We start from the raw sequence: 15,748 nt of genomic DNA on the forward strand, positions 1-15,748 counted from the left end.
TGCCTGGGCCGGCTGTGGGGCGCCGCGCCGGCCGGCTTGGCGCGGCTGGCCGCCGCCGAAGCCGGCCTGGACGCCGAAAGTGGCGACTGGCTGTTCGCCGATCCGGTGCATTTGAGGGTGGATCGCGACCGGGCGCTGCTGGCCGATGTGGGTGTGATGCAGGTGAGCCAGGACGAAGCCGTCAAGCTGACGGATGCCTTGAGCCGACACTTTGGCGAAGATGGCCTGAGTTTTCATCCGGCGACGCCGGGGCGCTGGCTGTTGCGATCCGACAAGCCGCTGCGCGCGCGTTTCACGCCGCTGTGGGACGTGGTGGGAGAGGACATCAACCGCCACCTGCCGCAAGGCGATGACGGCCTGGCCTGGAGCCGGATGCTGAACGAGCTGCAGATGCTGCTGTACACCCACCCAGCCAACGACGAGCGCGAAATGCGCGGCGAGCTGGCCGTCAACAGCGTGTGGCTGTGGGGCGAGGGCGAACCCGGTACGTGGCGCGCGCCCGCGGCCAGACTGCTGGCCGACGACGAGGCGCTGCGCCTGTTGGCGGAACGTTCCGGCATGCGCGTAGACGCCGCGCCGTTCGCCTTCGAAGGCCTGGAGCCTGGCGATGATTGCCTGCTGGCGCTGGACGCGCTGCAGGCCGCCGCGCAGTATCGCGACGCTTGGGGCTGGCGTGAAATGCTGGAGAGACTGGAAGGCGATTGGTTCGCGCCCATGCTGTCCGCGCTGCGCCAGCGCAAGCTGGAGCAACTGACGCTGATCGCCACCGGCCCGGCCGGCTTCGAGCTGACGCTCAAGCCGTCCGACCTGTGGAAGTTCTGGAAACGCGCGCTGCCGCTGGCGGCGCTGTACTAGAAGAAGACATGTCGCAAATCGTCACTCGAGAAGTGCCCGCCGAACTGCAGCACAAGCTGCTTGGCCAAGGGCTGACCCCGCTGCAGGCGCGGCTGTACGCCGCCCGCGGCATCTCCGACAGCGAAGAGCTGGATTACGGCCTGAAAGGCCTGCTGCCGTATCAAAACCTGAAGAATGCCGAGGCGATGGCCTGCCGGCTGGCCGACGCCATCGCCGCCAAGCAGCGCCTGCTGGTGGTGGCCGACTACGACGCAGACGGCGCGACCGCCTGCGCGGTAGCGGTGAAGGGATTGTCGATGCTGGGCGCCACCATAAGCTTCATCGTGCCTAACCGCTTCGAGTACGGTTACGGCCTGACGCCGGAGATCGTCGAGTTGGCGGCGCAGAAGCGGCCTGACATCATCGTCACCGTCGACAACGGCATCGCCAGCGTGGCTGGGGTGGAAGCGGCCAAGGCGCGGGGCATCGAGGTGCTGGTGACCGACCACCACTTGCCGGGCGACACTCTGCCGGACGCCTTGATTGTCAATCCCAACCAGCCCGGCTGCGAATTTCCGTCCAAGAATCTGGCCGGCGTCGGCGTGATGTTCTACGTGCTGATGGCCTTGCGGGTGGAGATGCGCCGGCGCGGCGTGTTCGACGAGCAGACCCAGCCCAATCTGGGCGTGCTGCTGGATCTGGTGGCGCTGGGCACGGTGGCCGATGTGGTGCGGCTGGACCGCAACAACCGCACCTTGGTGGAGAATGGCCTGAAACGGATGCGGGCCGGGCGGATGGCGCCGGGCATCGCCGCCTTGTTCCGGGTCGCGGGCCGCGCCCACTACAAAGCCAATACCTTTGATCTTGGCTTCACGCTGGGTCCGCGGCTGAATGCGGCCGGCCGGCTGGACGACATGAGCCTGGGCATCGCCTGCCTGTTGGCGAGCAATGAAGAGCAGGCGGTGCGGCTAGCCCAAGAGCTGGACAAGCTCAACCGCGAGCGGCGCGGCATCGAGGCGGGCATGCAGGATGAGGCGCTGGCGGCGTTGTCCGGCATCGACGCAGGCAACCGCTACACGCTGACCCTGTACCGCGACGACTGGCACCAAGGCGTGGTGGGCATTGTTGCCTCGCGGCTGAAGGAGCGCTTCCACCGGCCCGTCATTGTGTTCGCGCCCGGAGACGAGGGCGAGATCAAGGGCTCCGGCCGCTCGATCCCCGGCTTTCACCTGCGCGACGCGCTTGACCTGGTCTACAAGCGCCACCCGGGCCTGATCCTGAAGTTTGGCGGCCACGCGATGGCGGCCGGCCTGAGCCTGGACGAAAGCCGCTTTTCCGAATTTCAGCAAGCCTTCGAAGCGGTGGCGCGCGAGCTGATGGATGAGAAGCAACTGACCCGGATGATAGAAACCGACGGCAGCCTGCCGGCGCGGGACGTCAACTTGCAGCTGGCCGAGACGCTGGCTGCCGAGGTGTGGGGGCAGGGCTTCCCGGTGCCGTACTTCCACGACCAGTTCATGGTGGTGAACCAGAAGCTGGTGGGCGACAAGCACCTGAAGCTGCGGCTGGCGCGCGAAGGCTGCGAATTCGACGCGATGCTGTTCAACCACGCCGACTGGCTGCCGGACCGCATCCAAGCGGTGTACCAGCTGATCGCCAATGAATGGCAGGGGCGCAAGGAGCTGCAAGTGTATCTGCAGCATTGGGCGGCCGCTTGAGCGGCAAGGACGAGATCGCGCCGGCTAAATTGCGGGTGCTGACCGGCGGGCCCGGCGCGGGCAAGACGTCATTGCTGGCGACGCTGCAAGCCATGGGCTACCCGGCGCTGGATGAAGCTGGCCGGGCCATCATCCAGGACCAGCAGCGGATAGGCGGGAACGCGCTGCCCTGGACCGACCCGAGCGCGTTCGCGGAGCTGATGCTGAGCTGGGACATGAGGAATGTCCGCCTGGCGGAGCGGGAGGCAGGGTCGGTGTTTCTGGATCGCGGCATCCCGGATGTCATCGGCTATCTCGAGCTGACTGGGCTGCAGGTTCCCGCCCACTTGGAGAAGGCCGCTAGCGTTTTTCGCTACGATCAAGTGTTTCTATTGCGGCCTTGGCCGGAGATTTTCGCGCAGGACAGCGAGCGCAGGCAGACCTGGGAAGAGGCGGTGCGCACCTGCGAGGCGATGGAGCGTGTTTATGCCCGCCTGGGATATCCATTGACGGAAGTGCCGCAAGGCACGCTGGAGCAGCGGGCGGCTTTTGTAATCAATCAGATGGGCAAGTAGCGCGGCTTGCGCGAATGGGGTGTTTCGATGGAAATGTTGGTGATCGGCCTGTTGCTGGGCCTGCTGGGCGGCGGCGCCGCGGCCTGGGCCGCGCGCGGACGGAGCGTCAGGGATCTTGAGTCGCTGCGGCAGCAGACCGCGGGCTTGCAGGCGCAGCTGGATGCGCTGCGGCCGCAGCTGGAAGAGGCGAGAGGCCGGGAGCAGGAGGCGGGCAGGGCCTTGCAGGCGCAAAGCCAGCAATTGGCCGACAGCCAGACCCAATTGGGCGCTTACGTCGCCCGAGCCCAGCGCGTGCCGGAGCTGGAAAAGCAGCTGCAGGAGCGAGAACAGACGGTGGCGGCCGCGCAGCGCGAGTTGCGCGAATTGGCCGCGCAGTTGGCGGCGCGCGAGGAGCAAGGCCGGGTGCTGGAGGCGTTGGAGTCGCGCAGCCTGCAGCAGGGGCAGGACATCGTGCGTCTGAGCGCGCGCGAGCAGGAACTGGCCACGCAACTGGACAACGAGCGCCGCCAGAGCCAGGAAAAACTGGCCTTGTTGATGGAGGCGCGCCAGACATTGTCCGACCAGTTCAAGGCGCTGGCCGGCGACATCCTGGAAGAAAAATCCAAGCGTTTCACCGAACAGAACCAGCAAAACCTGGGCACGCTGCTGAACCCGCTGCACGAGCGCATCCAGAACTTCGGCAAGCTGGTGCAGGATACCTATGACAAGGACAGCAAGGAGCGGCTGACGCTGGAAACCGAGTTGAAACGCCTGCAGGAGCTTAACACCCGCCTGGGCGACGATGCCGTGGCGCTGACCAACGCCCTGACCGGCGCCAACAGCAAGGCGCAGGGCACCTGGGGCGAGATGGTGTTGGAAAAAGTGTTGGAAACCTCCGGCCTGACCAAGGACCGCGAGTACCGGGTGCAGGTGTCCGACACGCTGGAAACCGACGACGGCAACAAGCGCTACCAGCCGGACGTGGTGATAGACCTGCCGGAGGGCAAGCAGCTGGTGGTGGACTCCAAGGTGTCCTTGAACGCCTATGTGCGCTACACCGCCGCCGATAGCGACGACGCGCGCGAGGCCGAACTAAAGGGCCACATCGCCGCCATCCGCGCCCATATCCGTTCGCTGTCGGAAAAGCGCTATCAGGACCTGTACAAGCTGAACACCTTGGATTTCGTGTTCATGTTCATTCCGGTGGAGCCTGCCTATCTGCTGGCGGTGCAGCACGACATGAGCCTGTTCAACGAAGCGTTCGAACGCCGCATCATGATCGTCGGCCCCAGCACGCTGCTGGCAACGCTGCGCACGGTCGCCAGCATCTGGCGCTATGAGTACCAGAACCAGAACGCGCAGGAGATCGCGCGCCAGGGCGGGGCGATGTACGACAAATTCGTCGGCTTCGTCGCCAATATGGAAAAGCTGGGCAAGCAGCTGGATACCAGCCGCGACACCTTCTCCGACGCGATGAAACAGCTGTCCAGCGGCCGCGGCAATCTGATGACCAGCGCGGAGAAGCTGCGCAAGCTCGGCATCCGCAACAACAAGCAGCTGGCTGCGCAGCTGAGGCTGGAAGGCGGAGAAGATGTGGAAGAGGAAGCCGGCGAGGAGTGATCGCCGGCAGTGGCTTGGCGGTGTGAAAGTACATTATCATGCCGCTTTCTTGTTTTCCTAGCTGAAGGCAGTCATGACCAAGATCCGGGTGGGTTTGATTTTCGGCGGACAATCGTCCGAGCACGAAGTGTCTTTGCAGTCGGCCAGGAATATCCTGGAAGCGATCGATGGCGACCGCTTCGATGTGTCGTTGATCGGCGTGGACAAACAGGGACGGTGGCATGTCAGCCATTTGTCCAACTACCTGTTGAATGCGGACGATCCTGCGCGCATCGCGCTGCGGGAGTCCGGTGAAAACCTGGCGCTGGTGCCGGGCGAGCAATCAGGCCAATTGCGCGCGGCTGCCGACGCCTCGCCGCTGGCGCAGATCGACGTGGCTTTCCCCATCGTCCATGGTTCGCTGGGGGAGGATGGCTGTTTGCAAGGCTTGCTCCGGATGGCCAATATTCCTTTTGTCGGCGCCGGCGTGTTGGGTTCGGCAGTTTGCATGGATAAAGATGTGGCCAAGCGATTGCTGCGGGACGCCGGTTTGCGAGTAGCGCCCTTTGTCGCATTGACTCGCGTCAAGGCTGCGCAGGCTGACATTGCAGCCATCGTCGAGGAATTGGGACTGCCACTGTTTGTCAAACCTGCCAACCAGGGTTCATCCGTAGGTGTGAGCAAGGTGAAGCGCGCCGAGGATTTGCGCGCCGCACTGGACGAGGCGTTCCGCTACGATCATAAGGTTCTGGTGGAGCAAGCGGTCATCGGCAGGGAAATCGAGTGCGCGGTGCTTGGCAATGAGCACCCCCAGGCCAGCGGTTGCGGCGAAATTGTGCTCAATGACGAATTTTATGCCTACGACACCAAGTATCTGAATGAAAGCGGCGCTCGCGTAGCGGTGCCTGCCGATATTCCCGATGATGCCTGCCAGCGCATCCGCGACATCGCCATTCAGGCTTTTCAAGCGTTGGAGTGCGGCGGCATGGCGCGGGTGGACGTATTCCTGACGCCGGAGGGCGAGGTCGTGATCAATGAGTTGAACACGCTGCCCGGCTTCACCAACATCAGCATGTATCCCAAGCTTTGGCAGGCCGCGGGCATGTCGTATCGCGACCTGATCACGGCGCTGATCGAGCTGGCGCTGGAGCGAGGCCGTCTGGACGACAGTTTGATCCGCAGCCATACCTGAGTCTCAGCTAGCGCCGTGCGCAATGGCACGGCGCGGTTGATTGGCAGAGCAGGGCGGTCCTAGTCCATGGCTAAAAACAGGCAACAATCGCCCAAGCGAAAACCCCATACAAGCCGCCAACCATCACCAAGGCGCGTCCGTCCACCGCGCCGCGTCGGAAGTTGAACCACAGGAAGGCGACCGCCAATGCGGTAACCGCGCCTGCCACCAGCAACGGTCCGTCAAGCAGCCAGGGCGTGAAGATGAGCCCCAATGCGCTGGGAATAGTGGCTTGAATCATCATTGAGCCGGAAATGTTGGCTAGCGCCAGCCGTTCCTTTCCTTGGCGCACCCAAATCAGCGCATTCATGATTTCCGGCAGCTCAGTCGCAACCGGGCTAAGCAGCAAGGCGGTCAGATGCGGGGACCAGCCCATGGCCAGGCCGATGGCTTCAAGCTGGCCGACAAAGGTATGGGAAGCCAGTCCGATGACGATTAAAGCCAGCAGCGTTTGGAGAATTGGCCAGCCCAAGGAAGATTCGCCGGCTGACGGGCGGATTTTCAATGGTTCAAGTTCTTCCTCATCCGGCGCGGTTTCCGCATCCCGTATCTCACGCCAGACATAGACGACGTAAGCAGCCAAAAACGCCAAGCCAAGCCAAGGTTTGATAGCAAAAGCAAACAGGCCGAGTCCAACCTTCAGCGCGAATACGCCGAAGAAAACAGCCTGATCCCGGCTGAGCCCGGCATGGTCCGCCTGCGTTTGCCCGGAAGAGCGTCCCAATCGCTTTCGATTCAAGAGAAGAGCCAGTCCGACAACGGCATAGGCTAGGGTAGCCAAAACCAAGGGCCCGCCCATCGCTGAGCCAACACCAAGGCTTTTCTGCTCAGGCGTGCTGCCGAATGCAACAGCCATCAGCGTCACCGCGCACTCAGGCAATGCGGTTCCAAGCGCCGCAAGCACCGAGCCGATGGCCGTGGCGCCTAGATTCAATCGGCGGCCCAGCCATTCCACACCATTGACGAAATACTCGCAGGCGACATAGATCGCGCCGGCGGACAGGAAAAACAGAGCAAGCGTGACAAACATGAAAACCATCCAGCCGGGCAAGCAAAAACCGATGGCGCGGGACACGGCTTGCCCGGCTGGCAAACGCATCGCGGCCAAAGGTCTTGCCTGGCTTGTCTTGCTCAAGTGATGCAAAGACAGAGCCGCCGGCGCCATGAGGCATGCGGCCTCAAGTTTGTTGACGCGGGCTTCCCGGATAGGCCGAGAATGGCTACTCCCCAATGACTGAGGGAGAGATGCTACCAGCTTTCACCAAGTAGTCATGGATGAGATTGTTTGTAGGTTGTTACATTGCTTATGATTCGCATAATCTATATTATGTCAAATCTTGTCAGTCAAATTATGGGCAAGATTGTGCCGGAAAATTTTTACGCGACTGACACGATTCATGTCGCATGCACGCAACACTTTCGCGAAACTGACGTCATTCCCTGATTCAATGCTTGCCGTCAGATGAAGCACTACAACCCTGTGACCACCTTTCCATGTCGCCCGGACGATCTGTACCGGGCGCTTTGCTTTGGCGACGTCCAGACCCTGGCCAACGAACTGGACGTCACTCCTCAGAAAATTGAGCGCTGGCGACGTGGCCGCGACCCCGTGCCGAAGCTGGTCTATCTCTACCTCATCAATCGCACCGGTACGACCCTAGGCAAGCAGTACGGCCCATTCCGAGACTTCCAACTCAGCGACCGCGCCGACGCCCTGGTATGCCCAGGAACCGGCACCCGGATCAACTACGCCGAACTGCCGCTACTGGCCGAGTATCGACGGGCGCACCGGTTGGCACAGCAACAGGCGGAGCTGATTGAAAAGCTGATGAAGGAACGCGACTACTATCGCCAGAACTGCCATCAAGACGCCCGCTACGGCATGCTGCTAAGCGGCATCTTCAATCACAGAGATAAAGGCTAGCCCGGCCTTTTGCACACCATCAGGATTGGCAATGACAAAAAGGTAGAGAATGAAGGCTTTACTTGCCGGAGTCCTATCATGAGCTACCTACTACTTGTTTTTGTACTGCTGCTTCTGGTCCTTCTCGCCTTCATCGTTCTGGCCCTAAAGAAAACATCAGGTGCGCCACGCGCAGGCCATGCCCAGGCCAGTAAAAGCCGCTTCTTTCTCAAAAGGAGGCAGTTGCTGACGGGCCGCGAGATCGATTGCTACAAGCTGTTGGTCAAGGAGTTGGGGCCGGACTTCATCGTGTTCCCGCAAGTCACCTTCAGCCAGATTCTCAACGTGACGGGCGGCACGCAGTCCGAAAACAGAAAGCTGTGGATGACCATGAGCCAGAAAGTGGCTGATTTCGTCATCTGCAAAGACGACCTCACCATGTTGGCCATCTTGGAATTGGATGACCGGTCGCACCAGGGCAAGCAAGACAAGGACCGCGCGCGGGATGGCGTTGTTGAAAGCGTCGGCCTGAAGGCGCTGCGGATTGCCGGCCCGGCGAAGCAAGAGGATATCGCACGGATCGTCATGAGGCTGCGCGGCATGGCCAACCCGCAGGCAATGGCGGCAGGCGTGACGTTACAGCCCCCTGCCCCGCGGCGTGATTCGGTTCCGTTGCGCGCCGTGGAGCGGGATACTGGACGATAACAAAAGCGGGGCTGTGCCCCGCTGTGGTACTGACTAATTTGAAGATCGCTTAATCCATTTCAGACCTGGCTCCAGGTTATCCTCTCCGGCCGCCGCTCGGCAGGCAGGCTTGTCTGCGTGATAAAGAGCCCTTCCTACGCCATCAGCCACATCTCTCCCTTTTCCTTGAATATATTGCCCATTTATCGGCTTTCCGCAGTGTGCGCACAGCTTCGGTGGGATACTCATCTCGATTCCTCACGCCTTTGTTCGAATTAGTACCATAGCAATGATTTCGGACCGCACCGGGCAATTTCCGGTCTGAATCCATCAGTCAATTCGAAATGACGTAGACATTTTTTGCGCCTAGAACCAGGGCAAAAACAGGCGGACTGTGGTCAAAATGGGAAAAAAGACGGGTAATACCAGTCACCCGTCTAGGCCGGCTGCGCCGGCCCAGCTGCGGCACGACGAGAGCATGTCCGAGTGCCGGCTTTCTAGGCCTGACAAAATATCCATGAGGTTTTTGAAGTGGCTATAATGAAGAAAGAACATCATCTTTAATTTATTAAAATAGGCAGAATAAAATGACTCAAGACTGTGAGATTGAATCAGCTTCCGACAATCATTACGTTGCCTTTTGCGATATTCTTGGTTTTGCAAGTCGCGTTTGCAACAAGTTTGAATCAACTCATGATGCCTATATGGAGCTAGCAAATAAATGGTCGCAGCAGGAGATCTCTGACTCTGTCTCAGTGTCAATGTTTTCCGATTCTATTATTTTATCCTGCCCTGATCTTCCGCCGCTAATCTCAGCCATTAGGATGTTGTGGTTTCATGCATTGTTTCAAGATTTCATGATAAGAGGGGCTGTTGTAAAGGGGCGCCACTGGGAGAAAAGCACAGGTAGAAATCTCTTCGTTGTCAGTGAAGCCTTAATTAGGGCTGTTAAGATTGAACAAATGGTTGGTGTGCCAGCCGTTGTAATTGCCGATGATATAGAGATTGAAGATGAATTATGGGGATACTTTCGATTTCCAACGGAAGGAATTTCGTCACCAATTAATGCTGAGTTGCTTTATTTTAGAGATAGAGTGCTAATTAACCCGTTTAATACAATGTGGGGCGTGTCGGCAGCGAATCGAGCCCGTCAATTGATGGAGGCTAGTCCAAACCATAAAGACAAATATCTCTGGTTTCTTGCGCTGCATGAGGCAGTGTACAACGAGGAGTTGCTTATGCCTCCTGATGTTTCTGCAAGGCTTTTGGAAAAAGGATCATTGATTAAAATGGATTCTCAGCCGGGGTAGTGTAATATTTGCTTCTCTTCTTGTGGTTATTAAAAAAACCCGCTGAAGCGGGTTTTTACTTGGTGATGGTTAGTCGCGTTTTACGTAGACAATAAACCAATTCTTAGGAGTTGTTTCTTGTTCATTGTATTTGTCTTTTTCAACTCCCAAAACCACTGTGAGAGGAACTGAATTCTTGATGGTAGTGAACTTGTAAAATGCATAGCTGTATGAGTTCCAGCCGGAAGAAGCAAAAGACTTGTAATCATGCAGCGGCGTAAAATCAAGTTTTTGCTTCCCTGTCTCAAGGTCAGACAAGAAAAACTTTTCAACAAACTTCAGCCCTAGCTTGTTGAAATCTTCAGCGTCGAAATTTGTTTGGACCGAAGCCTTATATCCATAGCCAATGGTTGACCTGCTATATAGCCACGGAGTTTGCTCATCTTTTCTTTCCAAGGAGGCTGAAAAATCACCATATAAGCCACGAGCAGTTGTTGTTGGCTGTTTGATTATATAGGTGTGCTTCATGCTTGCGGATGTAATGGGGACTGATGGCAGCTTTGGAACAAATAGATCGACTTGCACATTCGGGTTGTTGTCATCAATGTCCCCCACTTTTTCGGTACCGCCAACCACATTGAGAATCACATCGAGAAATTTCTCTAAATTATTCTTATCAATTGAGGTTAACTTCATTCTCTTCGTTTCATCGCTGAGAAAATAATCGAAATTTTCAATCACACCTTCTTTCCCAAGAAGGTCATTAAAAATTTTATGCGGGTGTTTGTCACTGTTCTGACTCATTGCGATGACTCCACAAAATCCAATAAATATGATGGCAAGTGCAATTAATATTGAAGGTTTGATTTTCATTTATTAGTCCGTTTAACCCCCCAGGAGGCTGGGTCGCGGGTTGGGTCATCCTTGGTTCCTGGGGCGCTATTTCCCTTGTCCATGAGAATAGCCCATTCGTCACCATCTGCCTTTAGTCGAATTTCACCTTGAGGATATTTGTTATGGATGTCTTCGTAGAAGGCATACGGATTTACAACCTCATCCATGACGACACCTTTGCCGATGAAGCTTTCACCTTTGGGTACGCTTGGCCAGCCAGTCGCAATAATGTCACGCGCGCTTCTTGCGCAGGTGAAATTATGGAAAATATTGTAATACCTCTCCCCTTTTAAAACATCTGCGCGATAATCCCTACCCTTTTTAAGCATGGAGTTGTGCTGGGTTTCGCTAATGGTAAATCTAAAAAGACGCGTATCTCCAGGGATTTTATATTCAGGGGTGCCTTGGCCATATGCACGCTCACGCGTTGATGCTCCAATATGCGGCCCTAAGCTGTAAAAGAAAGTGATCTTACCATTCTTTGTTAGATACATGAAAGTATGGCCAGGATCTTCCAGGACGTAATGCACTTTTCTTTTTCCATCAGGAACTACATATACCTCTCGGTATGCGCTTGGGGTGTTTACTTCAAATCCAATAATGAGATTGTAAACATCCTCGGTATGATCCTGAACTGCATTCAAATCTTTCGGCTTTGTTTGCGCCGTTGTTGGTTTTGATTCTGCCATGGTGATTAGTCTTCCAAAGAGTTGCCTAATGCGCCACGATCCAAATGTACAGACAGTTTGTCTTGACTGCTCGTGTGTATGCGATGAGTCCGGCCTTTGTTGTCTGTAATTCCCTTAATTTCATGTCCTTTTCCATCCTTGATGATATAGGGCATGTTTCTTTGGATGTTTCCTTGGGAGTCTTTGACAACAAAGGATAGGCTATGATCATCGGCTGATGGCATGCTCTTCATGTTCATGCCGATTTGCGCTGGGCCGGATAACGCGATATTCTGCCCACGAATGCTAACCGTGACTGGCGCGCCCGATGGCGCGATCTAAGCGGTCATCCCTGTCTCTGTGCTTGTCCGCTGTGCCATGACGGTATCCTCATGCATGAATATCTTTCTCGGGTCATATAGCGCGCATGGCCAGCTATCGAACGCGGCGACGGAGTCATGCACATACTCTTCAAAGAACTCGCTGATGTAGCTAGGCAAGGGGCTGGGGTTGGTCCAAGCGCTATAAATTAGTTCCTCATAATCGGTCCTTGGCCGATCGACGTTTTCATTTCCTACGCGCTCATAAGGATCTTTGATGAAGGGGATGCGATTCACAAGGCGCTTATGTTCTGTTACCAGCTCTTTACCCTGCCCTGTTGCATCCTTCAACTTGCGGCTTGCCCACATTTTTTCATTTTTCTCGACCTTGATGCGTTCCGCAGGGGCAGATAAGCATGCGGAACAGTCAGCCTCTTTTGCCAAGCCGGTAAACAATCTAGTCTTATCGCCACTGCGCTCTACATCCGCGTGCCACCTAAAGAATACGGGGCGATGCCCCTGCACGGCTGAAACCAAATTTTCCGTTGGGGCTTTCACGTAATCCATATAGGCTTTGTATTTCTCGACAACTATGTCTTTGCTTGCTGGAATAAACTCATTTTTGACTACATCATCCATTTCTGTAAGTGACTGCAACCCTACTCCAGCTTTCAGCGCTTCAAGATACATCTCCCGCAGTGGAATCTTGGTATATTCCAGACTGCGTCCCTGCTCGTTGGGGTAATAGCCTCCGCCAACGTCGGAGTGAACACCAGGATATACAACTTCCTCACTGTTTTCCGGATATTTATTTTGATATCGAATGGAATCGAGTGGGAAGGCTTTACGCACCTCGTGAGCTGCAACAAGATGAACACAACGCTTTACCGAGGACGGAACTCTAAGGTCGCTCGCCCAGTCCGCATGCAGTTGTGGGCCGCCCACTGATGCAACCGTATCAAATAAGCCAAGAAAGCCAATTTCCAGCGGCACGGTCATGCCGTAGTAGTCCAGCTTGTAAATCAGCTTCCCTTCGGAGTCTTTTCCAGATTTTTCATTGAGAAGCTTGTTGACGAATGCTCTGGCAAGTGTTGCGCCACGCGAAAAACCAATAACGTTGACACGCAGCATTTTGATGTGGGATATGGCCGTTGTGTAGTTCTTGCCTAGCGTTTTCTCAATGAAAAGGATGGCGTCTTTTAGGCGCATGTCACCACCCTTGCCAAAGCCTGCCCCCATTGAGCCGCCTTTGTCTACGCCGACTTCGGGATTGTCTTTGGGCTCGTACTCAGTTCCTACTCCTGTGATGTAACGAGGGTAAAATTCTAGCCCTCTATCGTCATGGGCAGTTAAGAATAATCGCGCCACATTAGACTTATTGTCTGGCGAGATGCGCATGTTATTCATTGTGCCATCAAAAAAGATAGTAAATTTTGGATAGAACTTACATTCCACTTTTCCGATGGTGGGTGCTTCACATTTCAATCTTGCCGTTCTTGCTGCGGCATGCGCTGCCAATAACTCTTCATCTTCAATATATCTGCCTGCTTGCCTGAGCGCCATTTATTCATCCTTGCAATCATAGCTTTTGGAGTATTTTAGCTCTGCCTTGTCAAGATCTTTGATTACTAAGCACATAACATCCTCGCTATTTTTATAATCATTTTGAACAATGTGAGGCAGTCTCTGAGGGAGATTTACAGTTATCGTCTTAGTAATGGCAGGGCTTAACTCTTTGCCAAGAATTAGCCTTCCATTTGGTCCTAAAACGGCGGGCTCAGTAATCGGGCTCCATCTTAATTCAATTTGGACAGGCTTTTTCAAGTCCGTTATATTGAAGCAGCATGAAGAGCCAGCTGTTCCAGGGTTTTCATCTCTTGCTGCACGTGCAAGACCGCCGCCATTGTGTCCGCCATCTATACGAAAGAAGACGCTTCGATTAACGTAATTTAGGGCGGCATTATCTAAATTGATTCCTTTTTTCAGATAGGGATCATTCGATTCTGCTGCATTGGTGGTGGCGCAGGAGGTCAAGACAAAGGCCAGCAGTACGCTGGCCAGGAGGATGGAGATTTGTTTCATTGTCTTATAGTTGAGGCAGTTATAAGCAAGCTAGCACCTTACCACAATGCCGCATTCGCACACCTGTCCTTTTGTGAATGACAAGCGGCTTGCTCTCCTGATCGGCTACCGTACATTTTTGATCAGGTACATAAGCAGCACCGACGCGCCCATGTATGCAATCACGAAGCTTGCGAGCCACAAATAGAATTCCATTCTTATCCCCTTCCCATTATGAGCGGCTGTCCTGGCGCTTCTCTGCCGGCGAATCCTGGCGATGGCGATCAAACATGTTCGGCTTGTGCGAGCTGTCGCCCAGCATCCTTTGCGCCGGCATGGCTTCGACCTTGGCCACGGGCGCGGGGGCTTCCCTTGCCACCTCTACATACGGATTGAAGCGTGGCGCGTTCATCTCTTCCCGGCATTGCTCTTCCGACATCTGAATTCGCGTGCCTTGCTGGGTATAGGCTTGGCAGGTATGGCGATTGGCGATGAAGGCCGCCGCTTGCGGCATCTGTCTGACCTGGCGCACGCCGTCGTATTGCGGCGCGGTCTCCGGACGGCCTGCTAGTCGCGGGTTTTCCGCTTCGAACAGGCTGGCAGCGGTCACGGCCGGTTGCGGTGTGGCGGTAGCAGTCGGCAGCGGTGGCGCGGCGCTGGGCGATGCCTGGGCGTTGGCGGGAGCCGGTTTGCCGGCGTCCGGGTCCATCTTGTCGCTGATGGAGCGGAACGACAGCCAGCCCAGGGCGAGCATGGCCACCAGGGCATCGCCCAGCAGCCAGACGTAACCAGGGATGCGCTTGCTTTGCTTCAGGTGCAGCGAAGCCGACTTGTATTGCTCAAACGCCTTTTTGGGCAGCGTGTAGCGCTTGCGGGCGGCAACGTCGCGCGAGGCCTTGGACTTGGGGTCGCCGCACTCCGACCATTCGTAGAGCTGGCGGCCAAGCGCCATATTGCGAATGTGCAGATGGCGGCCAATCAAGGATTTGATATTGGAGTCGATCAGGTGCGGCCCCTGGGTGATCAACCAGAAATCGACGCCGGTATGGCGGTGCGTCTCGAACGCGGCGACGATGTCCGGCACCTTGGACGCGGCCGAGCGTGGCCGGTAGACGTTTTGCGCTTCGTCGATGACGATAATGGCGTTCGGCGGGAAGGTGAACACCGGGCGCGTGAGCGTCGGGTCTTCCGGCAGCGCGACTTGCTCCGTCCATTCGGCAATCGGCGGCGTCGGCTGGTGGGTGATCTTCAGTTCGGGAATGCCCATCACGAACAACGGGCGGTTGCCGACCTCTTCCATCAGCAGCGATACGGCCAGCGCGGTCTTGCCCGCCCCTGGCTCGCCGGTAATCAGCGTCAGCATGGCTCTAGCTCCGTTTGAATTCGATGCGTTTGAAGACGTTCATGGACAGGCGGAAGGCGAACGCGCCGATGACGATGCCCAGCGCTTCGCCCAGGCCGTCGAAGCCGAGCAGATTGGCGGCAATGGATGGGATGCCGTTGAGATTGGTCTGTATCGCCTGATTGAGCTGATCGACGATCAGTTGAACGCCGGTGTAGGTGACGACGGACAGGTCCAGCCTGAGTGGCAAAGAAAACTGATTGGATCGACGCAAGGAAGCTTCTTGCCTTGACTGCAATTTTAATTTCGATAAATATGGAAATATGGAAACTAAGAACGCTGTCACCCTTTTGGCCGCTCTGGCGCAAGACACTCGCCTGGGCATCTACCGGTTGTTGGTTCAGAAAGGCCCAGAAGGCCTATCGGTCGGCCAGATCGGAGAACAACTTGCTGTGGCCAATGCCACGCTATCCTTCCACTTGAAGGAGCTATCTCACTCCGGCCTAATTCGGGCGCGCCAAGAAGGCCGCTTTATCTACTACTCGGCCAACTATGAGCAGATGAATGCCTTGCTGGGTTTTCTAACGGAGAACTGCTGCCGTGGCGAGGCCTGCACCCCGGCAAGCAGCATGTCGCCTTGCCCAGACAGCGGCTGTTGTTGAATCCCTGTCA

The 15,748-nt window shown here is 56.3% G+C and carries 16 protein-coding genes and 1 riboswitch; of the genes, 9 read left to right on the forward strand and 7 right to left on the reverse strand.

Going from position 1 to position 15,748, the window contains the following annotated elements; translation table 11 throughout:
• From LQR33_RS06065 to ddlA, 5 genes are all read left to right on the forward strand, one after another.
• A partial coding sequence (locus LQR33_RS06065) for a hypothetical protein (RefSeq protein WP_231467964.1) occupies positions 1-855 on the forward strand: 855 nt, incomplete at its 5' end.
• An 8-nt stretch (positions 856-863) separates the two neighbouring features.
• Positions 864-2,552 carry a single-stranded-DNA-specific exonuclease RecJ gene (gene recJ, locus LQR33_RS06070; protein WP_221664165.1) on the forward strand — a complete coding sequence of 563 codons (1,689 nt, stop codon included), beginning with the start codon at positions 864-866 and terminating at the stop codon, positions 2,550-2,552.
• Positions 2,549-3,106: an AAA family ATPase gene (locus LQR33_RS06075; protein WP_231467966.1), complete on the forward strand. Its 558-nt coding sequence runs from the start codon at positions 2,549-2,551 to the stop codon at positions 3,104-3,106. Before recJ ends, LQR33_RS06075 begins: the two co-directional genes overlap by 4 nt.
• A 27-nt stretch (positions 3,107-3,133) precedes the next feature.
• Entirely contained in the window at positions 3,134-4,705 is a 1,572-nt protein-coding gene (locus tag LQR33_RS06080; protein ID WP_231467968.1) for a DNA recombination protein RmuC, read from the forward strand.
• A gap of 73 nt (positions 4,706-4,778) precedes the next feature.
• Complete coding sequence (gene ddlA / locus LQR33_RS06085) at positions 4,779-5,876, forward strand: D-alanine--D-alanine ligase (RefSeq protein ID WP_221664160.1); 1,098 nt, start codon at positions 4,779-4,781, stop codon at positions 5,874-5,876.
• Between the two features lie 70 nt (positions 5,877-5,946).
• Here the strand turns inward: ddlA and LQR33_RS06090 are convergent, their stop codons facing one another.
• The gene (locus tag LQR33_RS06090; RefSeq protein ID WP_231178330.1) at positions 5,947-6,945 is read right to left on the reverse strand and encodes a sodium:calcium antiporter; all 999 of its coding nucleotides are present in this window, start codon (positions 6,943-6,945) and stop codon (positions 5,947-5,949) included.
• A gap of 77 nt (positions 6,946-7,022) precedes the next feature.
• A riboswitch (yybP-ykoY riboswitch) is annotated at positions 7,023-7,156 on the reverse strand.
• 221 nt (positions 7,157-7,377) lie between these two features.
• Between LQR33_RS06090 and LQR33_RS06095 the strand changes: the two genes are divergently transcribed.
• From LQR33_RS06095 to LQR33_RS06105, 3 genes are all read left to right on the forward strand, one after another.
• A complete protein-coding gene (locus LQR33_RS06095) occupies positions 7,378-7,839 on the forward strand; it encodes a hypothetical protein (RefSeq protein WP_231467970.1) in 462 nt (153 codons plus the stop codon).
• 78 nt (positions 7,840-7,917) lie between these two features.
• Positions 7,918-8,523, forward strand: coding sequence for a DUF2726 domain-containing protein (locus LQR33_RS06100; RefSeq protein WP_231467972.1), 606 nt, complete (start codon positions 7,918-7,920; stop codon positions 8,521-8,523).
• A 566-nt stretch (positions 8,524-9,089) separates the two neighbouring features.
• On the forward strand, positions 9,090-9,812 hold the full coding sequence (locus LQR33_RS06105; RefSeq protein WP_231467973.1) for a hypothetical protein: 723 nt from the start codon (positions 9,090-9,092) through the stop codon (positions 9,810-9,812).
• A 69-nt stretch (positions 9,813-9,881) separates the two neighbouring features.
• Here the strand turns inward: LQR33_RS06105 and LQR33_RS06110 are convergent, their stop codons facing one another.
• The 6 genes from LQR33_RS06110 to LQR33_RS06135 all read right to left on the reverse strand — a co-directional run bounded on the left by LQR33_RS06110 (position 9,882) and on the right by LQR33_RS06135 (position 15,350).
• Positions 9,882-10,664 carry a hypothetical protein gene (locus tag LQR33_RS06110; protein WP_231467975.1) on the reverse strand — a complete coding sequence of 261 codons (783 nt, stop codon included), beginning with the start codon at positions 10,662-10,664 and terminating at the stop codon, positions 9,882-9,884.
• On the reverse strand, positions 10,661-11,374 hold the full coding sequence (locus LQR33_RS06115) for a hypothetical protein (RefSeq protein WP_231467977.1): 714 nt from the start codon (positions 11,372-11,374) through the stop codon (positions 10,661-10,663). The genes LQR33_RS06110 and LQR33_RS06115 overlap by 4 nt, the downstream gene beginning before the upstream one ends.
• Positions 11,375-11,691: 317 nt before the next feature.
• Positions 11,692-13,236, reverse strand: coding sequence for a T6SS phospholipase effector Tle1-like catalytic domain-containing protein (locus LQR33_RS06120; protein WP_043618058.1), 1,545 nt, complete (start codon positions 13,234-13,236; stop codon positions 11,692-11,694).
• A complete protein-coding gene (locus tag LQR33_RS06125) occupies positions 13,237-13,755 on the reverse strand; it encodes a hypothetical protein (RefSeq protein WP_221664381.1) in 519 nt (172 codons plus the stop codon).
• Positions 13,756-13,966: 211 nt separating this feature from the next.
• Entirely contained in the window at positions 13,967-15,097 is a 1,131-nt protein-coding gene (locus LQR33_RS06130) for a zonular occludens toxin domain-containing protein (protein WP_231467979.1), read from the reverse strand.
• Positions 15,098-15,101: 4 nt separating this feature from the next.
• On the reverse strand, positions 15,102-15,350 hold the full coding sequence (locus tag LQR33_RS06135) for a DUF2523 domain-containing protein (protein WP_231467981.1): 249 nt from the start codon (positions 15,348-15,350) through the stop codon (positions 15,102-15,104).
• Here LQR33_RS06135 and LQR33_RS06140 point away from each other — a divergent pair.
• Positions 15,337-15,738, forward strand: a complete 402-nt coding sequence (locus tag LQR33_RS06140; protein WP_378077138.1) for an ArsR/SmtB family transcription factor — start codon at positions 15,337-15,339, stop codon at positions 15,736-15,738. The two genes, LQR33_RS06135 and LQR33_RS06140, sit on opposite strands and share 14 nt — an antisense overlap.
• Positions 15,739-15,748: the final 10 nt, after the last annotated feature.

It is taken from the genome of Chromobacterium piscinae (assembly GCF_021129175.1).
In the GTDB taxonomy this organism is placed as follows: Bacteria; Pseudomonadota; Gammaproteobacteria; order Burkholderiales; family Chromobacteriaceae; genus Chromobacterium; species Chromobacterium piscinae.

Coding starts and splice junctions, on each gene's coding strand:
- recJ (WP_221664165.1), top strand. CDS start 864: ATGTCGCAAATCGTCACTCGAGAAGTGCCCGCCGAACTGCAGCACAAG.
- LQR33_RS06080 (WP_231467968.1), top strand. CDS start 3,134: ATGGAAATGTTGGTGATCGGCCTGTTGCTGGGCCTGCTGGGCGGCGGC.
- ddlA (WP_221664160.1), top strand. CDS start 4,779: ATGACCAAGATCCGGGTGGGTTTGATTTTCGGCGGACAATCGTCCGAG.
- LQR33_RS06090 (WP_231178330.1), bottom strand. CDS start 6,945: ATGTTTGTCACGCTTGCTCTGTTTTTCCTGTCCGCCGGCGCGATCTAT.
- LQR33_RS06095 (WP_231467970.1), top strand. CDS start 7,378: ATGAAGCACTACAACCCTGTGACCACCTTTCCATGTCGCCCGGACGAT.
- LQR33_RS06100 (WP_231467972.1), top strand. CDS start 7,918: ATGAGCTACCTACTACTTGTTTTTGTACTGCTGCTTCTGGTCCTTCTC.
- LQR33_RS06105 (WP_231467973.1), top strand. CDS start 9,090: ATGACTCAAGACTGTGAGATTGAATCAGCTTCCGACAATCATTACGTT.
- LQR33_RS06110 (WP_231467975.1), bottom strand. CDS start 10,664: ATGAAAATCAAACCTTCAATATTAATTGCACTTGCCATCATATTTATT.
- LQR33_RS06115 (WP_231467977.1), bottom strand. CDS start 11,374: ATGGCAGAATCAAAACCAACAACGGCGCAAACAAAGCCGAAAGATTTG.
- LQR33_RS06120 (WP_043618058.1), bottom strand. CDS start 13,236: ATGGCGCTCAGGCAAGCAGGCAGATATATTGAAGATGAAGAGTTATTG.
- LQR33_RS06125 (WP_221664381.1), bottom strand. CDS start 13,755: ATGAAACAAATCTCCATCCTCCTGGCCAGCGTACTGCTGGCCTTTGTC.
- LQR33_RS06130 (WP_231467979.1), bottom strand. CDS start 15,097: ATGCTGACGCTGATTACCGGCGAGCCAGGGGCGGGCAAGACCGCGCTG.